General features: G+C 73.5%; 11 protein-coding genes. 4 read left to right on the top strand and 7 right to left on the bottom strand.

All coding sequences use genetic code 11. The annotated features are described in order from the left end of the window. Nucleotides 1–13: 13 nt before the first annotated feature. On the bottom strand, nucleotides 14–877 hold the full coding sequence (locus OG309_RS28795) for an alpha/beta fold hydrolase (protein ID WP_329425141.1): 864 nt from the start codon (nucleotides 875–877) through the stop codon (nucleotides 14–16). Between the two features lie 55 nt (nucleotides 878–932). Here OG309_RS28795 and OG309_RS28790 point away from each other — a divergent pair, with 55 nt between their 5' ends. Further along, nucleotides 933–1,631 carry a sigma-70 family RNA polymerase sigma factor gene (locus tag OG309_RS28790; protein WP_329425140.1) on the top strand — a complete coding sequence of 233 codons (699 nt, stop codon included), beginning with the start codon at nucleotides 933–935 and terminating at the stop codon, nucleotides 1,629–1,631. A gap of 225 nt (nucleotides 1,632–1,856) precedes the next feature. Beyond that, nucleotides 1,857–3,386, top strand: coding sequence for a helix-turn-helix domain-containing protein (locus OG309_RS28785; protein WP_329425139.1), 1,530 nt, complete (start codon nucleotides 1,857–1,859; stop codon nucleotides 3,384–3,386). Nucleotides 3,387–3,480: 94 nt separating this feature from the next. Here the strand turns inward: OG309_RS28785 and OG309_RS28780 are convergent, their stop codons facing one another. The 4 genes from OG309_RS28780 to OG309_RS28765 form a co-directional block, all read right to left on the bottom strand. Further along, nucleotides 3,481–4,539 carry a beta family protein gene (locus OG309_RS28780; RefSeq protein WP_329425138.1) on the bottom strand — a complete coding sequence of 353 codons (1,059 nt, stop codon included), beginning with the start codon at nucleotides 4,537–4,539 and terminating at the stop codon, nucleotides 3,481–3,483. Nucleotides 4,540–4,791: 252 nt separating this feature from the next. Beyond that, a complete protein-coding gene (locus OG309_RS28775) occupies nucleotides 4,792–6,345 on the bottom strand; it encodes an MFS transporter (protein WP_329425135.1) in 1,554 nt (517 codons plus the stop codon). Between the two features lie 103 nt (nucleotides 6,346–6,448). Further along, nucleotides 6,449–6,847 carry a RidA family protein gene (locus OG309_RS28770; RefSeq protein WP_329425133.1) on the bottom strand — a complete coding sequence of 133 codons (399 nt, stop codon included), beginning with the start codon at nucleotides 6,845–6,847 and terminating at the stop codon, nucleotides 6,449–6,451. Continuing rightward, entirely contained in the window at nucleotides 6,844–8,100 is a 1,257-nt protein-coding gene (locus OG309_RS28765; protein ID WP_329425132.1) for an acyl-CoA dehydrogenase family protein, read from the bottom strand. The genes OG309_RS28770 and OG309_RS28765 overlap by 4 nt, the downstream gene beginning before the upstream one ends. 225 nt (nucleotides 8,101–8,325) lie before the next feature. Between OG309_RS28765 and OG309_RS28760 the strand changes: the two genes are divergently transcribed. Together OG309_RS28760 and OG309_RS28755 are read left to right on the top strand one after the other, a co-directional pair. Continuing rightward, nucleotides 8,326–9,942, top strand: coding sequence for an AMP-binding protein (locus OG309_RS28760; RefSeq protein WP_329425130.1), 1,617 nt, complete (start codon nucleotides 8,326–8,328; stop codon nucleotides 9,940–9,942). Between the two features lie 43 nt (nucleotides 9,943–9,985). After that, nucleotides 9,986–10,819 carry a PaaX family transcriptional regulator gene (locus tag OG309_RS28755; RefSeq protein ID WP_329425127.1) on the top strand — a complete coding sequence of 278 codons (834 nt, stop codon included), beginning with the start codon at nucleotides 9,986–9,988 and terminating at the stop codon, nucleotides 10,817–10,819. A 16-nt stretch (nucleotides 10,820–10,835) separates the two neighbouring features. Here the strand turns inward: OG309_RS28755 and OG309_RS28750 are convergent, their stop codons facing one another. Further along, on the bottom strand, nucleotides 10,836–13,223 hold the full coding sequence (locus OG309_RS28750; RefSeq protein ID WP_402545510.1) for a bifunctional salicylyl-CoA 5-hydroxylase/oxidoreductase: 2,388 nt from the start codon (nucleotides 13,221–13,223) through the stop codon (nucleotides 10,836–10,838). After that, nucleotides 13,220–14,047 carry an enoyl-CoA hydratase family protein gene (locus tag OG309_RS28745; protein WP_329425123.1) on the bottom strand — a complete coding sequence of 276 codons (828 nt, stop codon included), beginning with the start codon at nucleotides 14,045–14,047 and terminating at the stop codon, nucleotides 13,220–13,222. Before OG309_RS28745 ends, OG309_RS28750 begins: the two co-directional genes overlap by 4 nt. Nucleotides 14,048–14,187: the final 140 nt, after the last annotated feature.

Raw genomic sequence — 14,187 nt, 5'->3', positions numbered from 1 at the left:
CGGCCGCCGGGACCTACGCGAGGAACGCGGCCAGGGCGGCGACGAACCGCCCCGGGTCGTCGAGCCACGGGTAGTGCCCGGCCCCCGGCTGGACCGTGAAGGAGGCGTGCGGGAAGAGGGCGGCGAACTCCGCCACCGCGCTCGGCGGGCTGTTCAGGTCGTGGGCCCCGGCGAGCAGGAGCACCGGGGCGGCGAAGGCGGCGAGCGCGGCGCGGGTGGTGTCCGGGGTGAAGGCGCCGTCGGCGCCGAAGTGCGCGACGGCCTCCGGGTTGTCCGGCTGCCCCTCGGCGTGGTGGCGCCGGGCGGCCTCGTCCCAGCGGCCGTAGAGGAACGGCGCGACGGCCTCCCAGTCGCTCCCCTCCCCCGCGGCGATCGCCTCCAGGGCGGCGAAGGCGGCCGGGAACCACGGCTCCCCCGCCCGCTCCAGCGCCAGCTCGCGCCGCACCGCGGGGCCGATGTCCACCCCGGCGGCCCGCATCCCGGGGGCGACCAGGGCGAGCCGGCCGACGCGGTGCGGGTACCGGGCGGCGTACTGGGCCGCGAGGTTGGCGCCCGCGGAGTGGCCGAGCAGGTCGACCCGGTCGAGCCCGATGTGGCGGCGGAGCGCCTCGACGTCCTCGACCTGACGGTCGCAGCGGTACGAGGAGGGGTCGGCGGGCCGGTCGGAGCGGCCGGTGCCGCGCAGGTCCGGGATCACCAGGGTGCGGTGGGCGGAGAGCCCGCCGAGGTCGCCGAGGTAGGCGGAGTCGGCGGGACCGCCGGGCACACAGAGGAGCGGGGCGCCGGAGCCGGTGAGGCGGTGGGCCAGGCGGGTGCCGTCGGGGGCGGTGAGGAGGAGCGGGGAGGAGGGCGGCGTCTCGCCGCGAGGGGATCGCATAACCACGTTATACAACCTGGTTATCCCCCGTGTCGAGAGCGGGTATAACTGAGGAATGACACCCGAGAGCGAAGAGGGCGCGACGACCGCGGGGCCGCCCGCCGAGGGCACGGGGGGCTTGACCGGCGGTTCGACCGGCGATCCGACCGGCCGCCCGACCCCCGGCCCGAGCGCCGGCCTGACCGCCAGCCTGACCGAGCGACAGGTCGCGGACCTGTTCGCCGGGATGAACGAGGTCATCCGGGCGGGCGAGGAGATGCGCCGGACACGCGCCGAGATGATCCAGCTGTTCGCCGACGCGGGCTGGACGCAGGACCGGCTGGCACGGCTCGCCGGGATGAGCCAGCCCGCCGTCTCCAAGCAGGTGTCCAAGCCGCGCACCGGGGAGGCGGCGGACCTGTCGCTCGACCTGGACGACACCCCGTGGCTCGAAGGGCGCCTGTGGGGCCTCGCCGAGGAGCTGTCGGAGGCGCTGGACGACACGGCCCACTGCGCGCGGCCGGTGCACGCGCTGGCGCGCGGCCGGAAGCGGTTCACCCCGCAGAACGTGGACGCGCTGCGCCGCCTGATCGAGGCGGACCTACGGGAGCGGGCGGCGGAACTGCCGGGCGCGTACCGGGAGGCGTACGACCGGATCGCCCGGGCGCTCGACACGCAGGAGGCGCAGGGCGGGGCCACCGAGGCCGGTTCACCGTCGGCGCGGCGGGCACTGGCGCGCCAGATCCAGCGGGTCAGGTTGCGGGACGCGGGCTGACAACCCGTACGGACGCGGAGTGTTTGCCACAAACAGGACATAGGAGGACGATCGACAAGGTCGAGCCTCACGATCCGTCAGCGGCGGAACGGGGCGCGCGCCGCCTCGGACGGAGGGGTGAACTCCCCTTCCACGGGAAGCGCGTCACCCCGTTGCGCACATCCTGTCACTCCGATGGCGCACCCCACCGCGAGCGTCATCTCATATCTGAGATAACGTGACGGCATGGCAGACGACTACCTCGTACGCATCGGCAAGCTCATCCGTGACGCCCGTCAGCACCGTGGCTGGACACAGACGCAGCTCGCCGAGGCACTCGGCACGAGCCAGAGCGCGGTCAACCGGATCGAGCGCGGCAACCAGAACATCAGCCTTGAGATGATCGCCCGCATCGGCGAAGCGCTCGACAGCGAGATCGTCTCTCTCGGTTACGCCGGCCCCATGCATCTGCGGGTCGTCGGCCGCCGCCGCCTCTCCGGCGCGATCGACGTCAAGACGAGCAAGAACGCATGCGTCGCGCTGCTCTGCGCCTCGCTCCTCAACAAGGGCCGCACGGTGCTGCGCCGGGTCGCGCGCATCGAGGAGGTCTTCCGCCTCCTGGAGGTCCTCAACTCCATCGGTGTCCGCACCCGCTGGATCAACGAGGGCGTCGACCTGGAGATCGTGCCGCCGGCCGAGCTGGACATGGAGTCGATCGACGCCGAGGCGGCGATCCGCACCCGCTCCATCATCATGTTCCTCGGCCCGCTGCTGCACCGCCTGGACCGCTTCAAGCTGCCCTACGCCGGCGGCTGCGACCTCGGCACCCGCACGATCGAGCCGCACATGATCGCGCTGCGCCGCTTCGGCCTCGACATCACGGCGACCGACAACCTGTACCACGCCCAGGTGGAGCGGTCCGTCTCGCCGGACCGCCCGATCGTCCTGACCGAGCGCGGCGACACGGTGACCGAGAACGCCCTGCTGGCGGCGGCCCGCCACGACGGCGTGACCGTCATCCGCAACGCGTCCTCCAACTACATGGTCCAGGACCTGTGCTTCTTCCTGGAGGCCCTGGGCGTCCGGGTCGACGGCATCGGCACCACCACGCTGACCGTGCACGGCATCCCGCAGATCGACGTCGACGTCGACTACTCCCCCTCCGAGGACCCGGTCGAGGCGATGAGCCTGCTCGCCGCGGCGGTCGTCACGGAGTCGGAGCTGACCATCCGCCGGGTCCCGATCGAGTTCATGGAGATCGAGCTCGCCGTCCTGGAGGAGATGGGCCTCGACCACGACCGCTCGCCCGAGTACGCGGCGGACAACGGCCGCACCCGCCTGGTCGACCTGACGGTCCGCCCCTCCAAGCTGGAGGCGCCGATCGACAAGATCCACCCGATGCCCTTCCCGGGCCTCAACATCGACAACGTGCCCTTCTTCGCGGCCATCGCGGCCACGGCCCAGGGCAAGACCCTGATCCACGACTGGGTCTACGACAACCGCGCCATCTACCTCACCGACCTCAACCGCCTCGGCGGCCGCCTCCAGCTCCTGGACCCCCACCGCGTCCTGGTGGAGGGCCCCACCCGCTGGCGCGCCGCCGAGATGATGTGCCCGCCGGCCCTGCGCCCGGCCGTGGTCGTCCTCCTCGCGATGATGGCCGCCGAGGGCACCTCGGTGCTGCGCAACGTGTACGTCATCAACCGCGGTTACGAGGAGCTGGCGGAGCGCCTCAACTCGGTGGGCGCGCAGATCGAGATCTTCCGGGACATCTAGGAAGACCCGCGGCAACCCGCGACCGGGGCCCCGTCAGCCGCCGCAACGGCGCCGGGGCCCCGGTCCTTCCACGTCACGGTGACGGGACCGACGCTCACGGCCGTCGTGCCGCGCGGGCGACATAGGCCATGTGCTGGGCGTTTCCCACGGTCAGCCACTTCGCGAACGCGCCCGTGCTGTCGCCCCCTCGGGCCAGGTCGCGGAGCCAGGTCTCGCCGACCCCGGCGGCGGGTCCGCGGAAGTCCGCCAGCTCGACGATCCGGCGGGCCGCCGCCCGGTTGAACGCCAGTCTCTCGCCCTTCCCCCTGCCCTTGTGCAGGACCTTCGACACGACGAACGTCTGCTCGGTCGTGTAGCGGAGGAAGCCCCAGTCGGGGCCACCGCCGTCCTGGCCGGGCCGCCGTGGCAGCCGGGAGATGTCGCCCGCCGGCTGCGTGCCGTAGTCGCCGTACGTCAGCAGGGGCAGGTACGCCCGTCGGCTCTGCGCCATCTCGTGCCACAACGCCCAGTCCGCTCGCGGTTCCTCGCACAGCCCCTGCTCCAGCATCTCCACCGTGACCTTCGGGAACCCGCCGCTCAGCACGCAGACGTCGCGCCAGGGCGCGAGGGGGAACAGGGCGTCGAGGGCGCGCAACGCCTCCTTGCCGGCATCGGATCGGGATGCGGGCACTCCACCCATGTCCAGGAGCAGGTCGACGCCGACTTCGGGCCCGGCACGTTCCAGCAGTGCGCGCACACCCTCTGCCGCCGCGGCGTCCCACTCCCCCGTGACGCGGACACGGACCCCGAACCCCCGCCCGCGGCGAGCGGCCGCGAGGGCCGCGCCCTGTTGGAGCACCGACCGGTCCGGTCCGGTCACCGGCCGGAGGGTTCCGTACACGCAGTACTCGTCCAGGAGGTCGGCGAGCACGGACACCTGCACCTCGTCCGCGAAGGGCGCGTCGATCCACGCGGCACCGTGGCGCTGGACGCGGCTCACCGAGCGGAGCTCCTGGCCCAGCGCCGCGGCGAGGGCCGGAACGGCGCATCCCGGCCTCGGTGACAGGTTCCACAGGGGTGCGACGTGCCGCCGGTCGGTCGGTGGCAGCCAGCCGTAGGCCTCCACCGCATGGGGTCGGGCTTGGAACACGGGCACGTACGACAGCTCAGACACGGCGGATTCCCCCTCGGCCCTGCCGACTCCGGTGACCTGTAGCCAGGGTCCGCACGACCGGCGGGGCGCGAAACCATGCCGATTCGGCCTTGCTGTCCCAAAACACTCGGGAGTGGGGTGAAACGATCTCCGGGACGCCCGACGGCCCGCCGGACGCGGGTCCGGCGGGCCGTCTCGTCGGGGTGTCAGTTCAGCGCGTCCGCCGAGCGGATCGCATGGGGGTACGGAACCGGGCGGGTGGTGCCGGGCGGGTCACCCCCCGCCCGGCACCATCCCGCCGCCCTTGAGGCGTTCGATGTCGGAGGGGCGGACCTTGATGACGAACAGGGCGATGAAGAAGGCGACCACGCCGAAGATCGCGGCCGTGACGAATCCGGCTGAGACGCCGGAGCTGAGGACCTGGTCGCTCCAGGGTGGGGGGAGCTGGCCGGTCTTGGCGAACTGCGCCTTCTCCACGGGGGTCGCCTGGGAGAGGAAGAGGGGGACCTGGGTGTCCGCCTCGTTGCGGCTGGCGGTGCCGAAGACCGTGACCAGGATCGACAGGCCGAGCGAACCGCCCACCTGCTGCATGGCGTTGAGCAGTCCGGAGGCGGCTCCGGCCTCGCGCTGTTCGACGTTGGACAGCGCCATGATGGTGAGCGAGACGAACATCAGGCCCATGCCGAGGCCGAAGACCAGGATCGGCCCGAGGATGCTGCCGAGGTAGGTGGAGTCGACGTCGGTCAGGGTCAGCCAGGACAGGCCCGCCGCGGCCAGCAGCGAACCGGTCACCATGAAGGGTTTGGGTCCGTAGCGCGGCAGCAGGTTGGAGGTGAGCCCCGCGCCGACCGCGATGATCGCGCTGACCGGCAGGAAGGCGAGGCCGGTGGACAAGGGGCTGAAGCCGAGGACCTGCTGGACGAACAGGGTGAGGAAGAAGAACATGCCGAAGATCGCCGCCGCCAGGCACAGCATGATGGCGTAGGTGCCGGATCGGTTGCGGTCGGCGAACATGTGCAGGGGGGTGATGGGCTGCTGCGAGCGCCGTTCGTTGAGGACGAAGGCCACGAGAAGGACGATCGCCGCGACGAACGAGCCGATGGTGTAGGGGTCGCGCCAGCCCTCCTGGGCGGCACGGATGAAGCCGTACACCAGGGCGACCATGCCGAGGGTCGAGAACAGCGCGCCCGCGAAGTCGAAGTGTCCGGGGTGCCGCTCGGACTCCTTGACGTGCCGGGGCGTGAGGAAGGCGATGAGCAGGGCGATCGGCACGTTCACGAAGAAGATCCAGCGCCAGTCGAGCCATTCGACGAGCACGCCGCCGGCCACCAGGCCGATCGCGCCGCCGCCCGCCGAAACCCCCGCGAAGACGCCGAACGCCCTGTTGCGTTCGGGCCCTTCGTCGAAGGTCGTGGTGATCAGGGAGAGGGAGGTCGGCGAGGCGATGGCGCCGCCGACGCCCTGGAGCGCGCGAGCGGCCAGGAGTTGCCATTCGCTCTGGGCGAGGCCGCAGAAGAGCGAGGCGAGTCCGAAGAGCAGGACGCCGAAGATGAAGACCCGGCGGCGGCCGAGGATGTCACCGGCGCGGCCGCCGAGCAGCAGCAGACCACCGAAGGTGAGCGTATAGGCGTTGACGACCCACGACAGGCTGGTGGTGGAGAAGTCCAGCGCGCTCTGGATGTGCGGGAGCGCGATGTTCACGATGGTGATGTCGAGAACGACCATCAACTGGCAGGAGGCGATCACGAAGAGGGCGATGCCTTTGCCGTCGCCGCCCTTCTTCGGGGCGACGGCCTGCTGCGGGGTGGTCGGCTTGGGTGTACTCATGGGGCATCTCGCCCTCACCTGAGGCAGCCGTGGGCCGGTCAGTCCACCTTTCGACCCTAAGCCCGCCCCCCGAACGTGACCAGTTGATCTACGGCAGGGCCCGCTAGCGGAGCACGGCGAACCCGTCGAGCTCCACCAACGCCTGCTCGTCCCACAGCCGTACGGCCCCGATCACGGCCATCGCCGGATAGTCCCGGCCCGCCAACCGGTGCCAGATGTGCCCGAGTTCGGCGGCGTGCAGCCGGTAGTCGGCGACGTCGGTGGCGTACACGGTGACCCGGGCGAGGTCGGCGGGCGAGCCGCCGGCGTGCCGGAGGGCCGTGAGCAGGTTGCCGAGCGCGGTCTCGAACTGTTCGGGCAGCGTCTCGCCCGTCACCTTGCCGTCGCGGTCGAGGCTGGTCTGCCCGGCGAGGAAGACGATCCGGGAGCCGGTGGCCGTGACGGCGTGGCTGAAGCCGGTGGGCGGGGAGAGGTCGGCCGGGTTGTGGCGGTGCAGGCTCATGCGGGTACTCCTGCCCCGGAAGGACGCGCGGACGACATTTCCGTGCTTTCCGTGCTTCCCGTGCTTCCCGTGCGCGCGGCCGCGTTCCGGTAGAGCTCCTTGGCGATGATGGTGCGCTGCACCTCGGTGGCCCCCTCGTAGATGCGGGGCGCCCGCACCTCCCGGTAGAGGTGTTCGAGGAGGTGTCCGCGCTGGAGGGCGCGGGCGCCGTGCAGCTGGACGGCGGCGTCGACCACGTACTGCGCGGTCTCGGTGGCGAGCAGCTTGGCCATGGCGGCCCGGCGGGGCACGTCCGGGTCGCCCCGGTCGTGGGCCTCGGCCGCCGCGTAGACGAGCAGCCGGGCGGCCTCGGTACGGGTGGCCATCTCGGCGACCTGGTGGGAGACGGCCTGGAGGTCGGCGAGGACGCCGCCGAAGGCGGGGCGGCCGGCGGTGTGGACGAGGGTCGCGTCGAGGGCTGCCTGGGCCATGCCGACGGCGAAGGCGCCGACGCTGGGCCGGAACAGGTTGAGGGTGTTCATGGCGACCCGGAAGCCCTGCCCGGGCTCCCCGAGGAGGTCCTCGGGCCCGACGGGGACGCCGTCGAAGGCGAGGCCGCCGATGGCGTGCGGGGCGAGCATGTCGAGCGGCTCCCCGGTGAGCCCGGGCCGGTCGGCGGGGACCAGGAAGGCGCTGACACCCCGGGCGCCACCCGCACCGCCCGCGCCACGCGCACCACCTGCACCGCCCGCGCCGTCCAGGCCCTCGGGATCCCCCGTACGGGCGAACACGGTCGTGAAGTCCGCTTCCGGCGCGTTGGAGATCCAGCGCTTCTCGCCGTGCAGCCGCCAGCCGCCGGTAGCGGGGTCGGGGACGGCGCGCAGCGCGAGCGCGGCGGCGTCGGAGCCGGCGCCCGGCTCGGAGAGGGCGAAGGCGGCGACGGCGCGCCCCGCGACGACCTCGGGCAGCCAGCGCCCGCGCTGCTCGGGGCTGCCGAAGGCGGCGACGGGGTGGGCGCCGAGGCCCTGGAGGGCGAGCGCCGTCTCGGCCTCCGTGCAGACCTGGGCGAGGGACTCGCGCATCAGGCACAGGTCGAGTGCGCCGGAGTCGAAGAGCCGGGCGAGCAGGCCCAGCTCGCCCAGGGCGGCGACGAGGGGCCGGTTGACGCGCCCGGGCTCGCCCTTGTCGGCGAGCGGCCGGAGCTGCTCGGCCGCGAGCGTCCGCAGCCGCGCACACCAGGTGGTCTGTTCCGGATCGAGCGAGAATGCGGGCATGTGGGCGCCCTCTCTGGCGCGCTCGCGCGCCGACGGCGGGACGGGCCGGAACGGGGCCGTCCGGCGGCCTCCTCGACCCGGCCGGCCGGGTCGAGGAGGACCACTCGGAGCGCGCCGCCCAGACCGACGTATCGCGAACCGTTGACTGTCGTCACCATCACGATACGCTCGTTGGGCGACGGTCGACCCCACCACGACGATCCCACCCGACAGGGGGACGGACGCATGGAGCTGACTCCCTCGGCCCACCAGGACACCTTCGCCCGCGACCATCTGCCGCCCGGAGAGCAGTGGCCGCGCCTGCTGCTCGACCTGCCCGAGCTGGCCTACCCCGACCGGCTCAACTGCGGAGCCGAACTGCTCGACCGCACGGTGGAACGATTCGGCACCGAGCGGACCGTCTTCCTCGACGGCGAGGACGGCCGGTGGACGTACGGGCAGCTGCGCGACCGGGTCGACCGGATCGCCCACGTCCTCAGCGACGACCTGGGCGTACGCCCCGGCAACCGGGTCCTCCTGCGCGGCCCCACCACCCCGTGGCTGGCGGCCTGCTGGCTGGCCGTGATGAAGGCGGGCGCGGTCGCCGTCACCGTCCTCGCGCAGGCCCGGGCCGGGGAGCTCGCGGTGATGTCCGAGATGGCCCGCTGCAGCCACGCCCTGTGCGACGTGCGGGCCGTGGACGAGCTGGTCAAGGCCGAGGTGCCGGGGCTGCGGATCACCCCGTTCGGCGGCGAGGGCCCCGAGGACCTGCTCACCCTGGCCATCGGCAAGCCGGACCGCTACGAGGCCGTGCCGACCGCCGCCGACGACGTGGCGCTGATCGCCTTCACCTCGGGCACCACCGGACGGCCCAAGGGGTGCATGCACTTCCACCGGGACGTGCTGGCCGTGGCCGACACCTTCTCCGCGCACGTCCTGCGCCCGGAGCCGGACGACGTCTTCGCCGGCTCCCCGCCGCTCGGCTTCACCTTCGGCCTGGGCGGGCTCGTCGTCTTCCCCCTGAGGGCCGGGGCGTGCGCGGTCCTGCTGGAACAGGCGGGCCCCAAGCAGCTGCTCGCGGCGATCGACCGGCACCGGGTGTCGGTCCTGTTCACGGCACCCACCGCGTACCGGGTGATGCTGGACGAGATCGGCGACCACGACCTCGGCTCGCTGCGCCGCTGCGTCTCGGCGGGCGAGAACCTGCCGGCCGGGACCTGGCAGGACTGGCACGAGCGGACCGGTGTGAAGCTGATCAACGGCATCGGGGCGACGGAGCTGCTGCACATCTTCATCGCCGCCGCCGACGGCGACATACGCCCGGGCACCACCGGGCGCCCGGTGCCGGGCTGGCAGGCGCGGATCGTCGACCGCAACGGCCGGGAGCTGCCGGACGGCGAGGAGGGCCTGCTCGCCGTCCGCGGCCCGGTCGGCTGCCGCTACCTCGCGGACCCGCGCCAGACGGAGTACGTGCAGGAGGGCTGGAACATCACGGGCGACACGTACGTCCGCGAGCCGGACGGCTACTTCCGCTACGTGGCCCGCGCCGACGACATGATCATCTCAGCCGGGTACAACATCGCCGGCACCCAGGTGGAGGAGGTCCTGACCGCCCACCCGGACGTGCTGGAGGCGGCGGTCGTGGGCCGCCCGGACCCGCTGCGCGGCCAGATCGTGGTGGCGTACGCGGTGGTGCGGGACGGCGTGCCGCGCGACGCGAGCACCGCGGCGGCCCTGCGCACCTTCGTGCGGGCCCGGCTGGCCCCGTACAAGTCACCGCGGGAGATCGTCTTCCTGGACGCGCTCCCCCGCACCGCGACGGGCAAACTGCAGCGCTACCGGCTCCGCGACGCCGGTGCGTGACGCGCGCCGCACCCCATCCGCCCGCACCCCCTAGAGTGATCACGTGGCCGAGCAGCACACCCCGCGTTCCCTGATCGTCTCCCTGTACGGCGCGTACGGCCGGTCCCCGGACGGCGCGCCCGTGCCGGTGGCGGAGCTGATCCGGCTCCTCGGCGTGCTCGGGGTGGACGCGCCGTCGGTGCGCTCGTCGGTGTCCCGGCTGAAGCGGCGCGGACTGCTGCTGCCGGGACGGACCGCGGACGGCGCCGCCGGGTACGCCCTGTCGGACGACGCCCGGATGCTCCTGGACGACGGCGACCGCCGCATCTACGCCCGGACCGAGCCCCGGCTGTCCGACGGCTGGGTGCTCGCCGTCTTCTCCGTGCCCGAGGCGGAACGGCACAAGCGGCACCTGCTGCGCTCCCGGCTGGCCCGGCTCGGTTTCGGCACGGCGGCGCCCGGCGTGTGGATCGCCCCCGCCCGCCTGCACGAGGAGACGCGGCACACCCTGGAGCGCCTCGACCTCTCCGGTTACGTGGACCTGTTCCGCGGCGACCACCTGGGCTACGCCCCGACCGCGGAGGCGGTGGCCCGCTGGTGGGACCTGCCGTCCATCGCGAAGCTGCACGAGGAGTTCCTGGACGCGCACGAGCCGGTGCTGCGCGCCTGGTCGACGCCGCCCGGAACGCCGGAGGAGGCCTACCGGGCCTATCTCCCGGCCCTGGACTCGTGGCGTCGGCTGCCGTACGCGGACCCGGTGCTCCCCTTGGAGCTGCTCCCCGAGAACTGGCCGGGGACCCGCTCGGCGGAGGTGTTCGCGGCGCTGCACGCGCTGCTGCACGAGCTGGGCGGGGAGTTCGTGACGCGGGAGCCCCAGGCCCCGGCGCGGGAGTCCTGAGCCCGGGGGCGTCCGCTTAGGCGTCCTTGCGCCCGGTCGGCGGTCGCCTGCTCCCCGCCCGGTACGGCGCGGGCCACGGCGCGCCGTCCCCCTGGTAGCCCTGCTCGGCGGCGGCGTGGAGCGTCCAGTGGGGGTCGTAGAGGTGGGGCCGGGCCAGGGCGCAGAGGTCGGTGCGGCCGGCGAGGAGCAGGGAGTTGACGTCGTCCCAGGAGGAGATCGCGCCGACGGCGATCACCGGGATGCCGAGGGCGGCACGGATGCGGTCGGCATACGGGGTCTGGTAGGAGCGCCCGTATTCGGGCCGCTCGTCGGGGACGACCTGGCCGGTGGAGACGTCGAGGGCGTCGGCGCCGTGGGCGGCGAAGGCGCGGGCGATCTCGACGGCGTCGTCGGCGGTGGTGCCGCCGTCGGCCCAGTCGGTGGCGGAGATGCGGACGGTCATGGGCCGGTCGGCGGGCCACGCCTCCCGTACGGCGTCGAAGACTTCGAGGGGGTAGCGCAGCCGGCCCGCGAGGTCGCCGCCGTAGGCGTCGGTGCGCCGGTTGGTGAGCGGGGAGAGGAAGCCGGAGAGCAGGTAGCCGTGGGCGCAGTGGAGTTCGAGGAGGTCGAAGCCGGCCCGGGCGGCCCGGCGGGCGGCGGCGGTGAACTCCTCGCGCACGGCGGTGAGCCCGGCCCGGTCGAGGGCCTGGGGCATCTGGTTGACGCCGGGCCGGTAGGGCAGGGGGGAGGCGGCGACGAGCGGCCAGTTTCCGCTGGGCAGCGGCTGGTCGATGCCCTCCCACATGAGCCGGGTGGAGCCCTTGCGGCCGGAGTGCCCGAGCTGGACGCCGATCGCGGCGCCGGGGGCGGCGGTGTGCGCGAAGGCGGTGACACGGGCCCAGGCGTCGGCCTGCTCGTCGGTCCACAGGCCCGCGCAGCCGGGGGTGATCCGGCCCCGTTCGCTCACGCAGACCATCTCGGTCATGACGAGTCCGGCGCCGCCGAGGGCGCGGGCGCCGAGGTGGACGAGGTGGAAGTCGCCGGGGACGCCGTCCTCGGCGACGTACAGGTCCATGGGGGAGACGACGACCCGGTTGCGCAGGGTGAGGCCGCCGAGCCGGAAGGGGGTGAACATGGGCGGGGTGCCGGGCGGGCAGCCGAACTCGCGCTCGACGGAGGTGGTGAAGGCGGGGTCGCGCAGCCGCAGGTTGTCGTGGGTGACGCGGCGGCTGCGGGTGAGCAGGTTGAAGGCGAACTGGCGGGGCGGCCGGTCGAGTTGGCCGGCGAGCTCCTCGAACCAGCGCAGGCTCGCGGCGGCGGCGCGCTGGGTGGACTCGACGACGGGGCGGCGCTCGGCCTCGTACGCGGCGAGCGCCTCGGGGAGGGTGGGGTGGGTGTCGACGTGGGCGGCGAGGGCGACGGCGTCCTCGACGGCGAGTTTGGTGCCGGAGCCGATGGAGAAGTGCGCGGTGTGGGCGGCGTCGCCGAGCAGGACGGTGTTGCCGTGGGACCAGCGGGCGTTGACGAGGGTGCGGAACGCGGTCCAGGCGGAGTTGTTGCCGCGCAGGGCGCGGCCGTGCAGGACCTCGGCGAAGATCTTGGCGCAGCGGGCGGCGGACTCGGCCTCGTCGAGCTCGTCGAAGCCGGCGGCCCGCCAGACCTCCTCGCGCATCTCGACGATGACGGTGGAGGAGCCGGAGGGGTGCCGCGGACCGGTGGGACCCGTCGCGGGGGTGTGGCCGGGCGCCGGGTGGGCGTACGGGTAGGCGTGCAGCTGCATGACGCCGTGCTCGGTCTCGGCGATGTCGAAGCGGAAGGCGTCGAGGGCGAAGTCGGCGGCGAGCCAGATGTAGCGGCAGCGGTGGGTGGTGAAGGCGGGCCGGAAGGCCTCGGCGTGGGCCTCGCGGGTGCGGCTGTGCACGCCGTCGGCGCCGATCACGAGGTCGTGGCCGGCGGCGAGTTCGGCGGGTGGCGGGGCCTCGGTCCGGAAGCGGAGGTCCACGCCGAGTCCGGCGCAGCGGTCCTGCAGGATCTTCAGGAGCCGGTGGCGGCCGAGGGCGGCGAAGCCGTGTCCGGTGGAGGTGAGGAGGTGGCCGCGGTGGGCGATGTCGATGTCGTCCCAGCGGACGAGAGCGGCCTGGAGTTCGGCGTACACGGCGGGGTCGGCGTGCTCGATGCCGCCGAGGGTCTCGTCGGAGAGGACGACGCCGAAGCCGAAGGTGTCGTCGGGGGCGTTGCGCTCCCAGACGGTGATCCGGCGCCGGGGGTCGCCGCGTTTGAGCAGCGCGGCGGCGTACAGCCCGCCGGGCCCGCCGCCGACGACCGCGACCCGGAGCGGCGCGGGGGGCACGGGCTCCGCTCCCCCAGGCCGTACCGCAGCGGTGCCGCCCGGTGCGGTACGGCCGTCCCGGGGCGGCACGGTCATCGCCCCCGCCACTTCGCGGGGCGCTTCTCCGTGAAGGCGGCGTGGAACTCGGCGTAGTCCTCGCCGTGCATCAGCAGGGCCTGGGTGGCGGCGTCCATCTCGACGGAGGCGGCCAGGGGCATGTCGAGCTCCGCGGTGAGCAGCGCCTTGGTCTGGGCGTGGGCGAGCGCGGGGCCCTCGGCGAGCCGGCGGGCGAGGGCGGCGGCGCGGATGTCGGCGGCGCCCTCGTCGGTGAGCTCGCTGACCAGGCCGATGCGCTCGGCCTCGGCGGCGCCGACCGGGTCGCCGAGCATGAGGAGGCGGGTCGCGTGGCCGAGCCCGACGACCCGGGGCAGCAGGTAGGCGGCGCCCATGTCGCCGCCGGACAGGCCGACGCGGGTGAAGAGGAAGGCGAAGCGGGCCGTGGGGTCGGCGACGCGGAAGTCGGCGGCGAGGGCGAGGACCGCCCCGGCACCGGCGGCGACGCCGTGGACGGCGGCGATGACGGGGAAGGGGCATTCGCGCAGGGCGCGGACGGTCTGGCCGGTCATCCGGTTGAAGTCGAGGAGCTGGGCGGTGTCCATGGAGAGAGTGGCGCCGATGATCTCGTCGACGTCGCCGCCGGAGCAGAAGCCGCGCCCCTCGCCGCCCAGGACGAGGGCGCGCACGGCGCGCTCCCGGGAGAGCTCGGCGAGCAGGTCGCGCAGGTCGGCGTAGGCGCCGAAGGTGAGGGCGTTGAGCTTCTCGGGGCGGGCCAGGGTGATCGTGGCGACCCCGTCGTCGACGGTGAGGCGCAGGTGCCGCCAGCGTTCGGTGCGGCTCGCGGAGCCGGTGAAGGGGCTCATTTCGGGACGGCCTCCCTTTTTGTGCGCACGTACGGGTACGGCATCACCACGAAGAGGGTATCACTCAGTTGTGACTGTCGTCACGAGTACGCGATATGGCTGGCTCGGCACGCGGCGCGAGCAGGCGTACGGCTGGTGGT

The sequence above is a fragment of the Streptomyces sp. NBC_01268 genome (assembly GCF_036240795.1).
Taxonomy (GTDB): Bacteria; Actinomycetota; Actinomycetes; order Streptomycetales; family Streptomycetaceae; genus Streptomyces.
The sequence above is the reverse complement of the archived record's forward strand: the minus strand, read 5'-3'. Positions and strand labels throughout refer to the sequence as shown.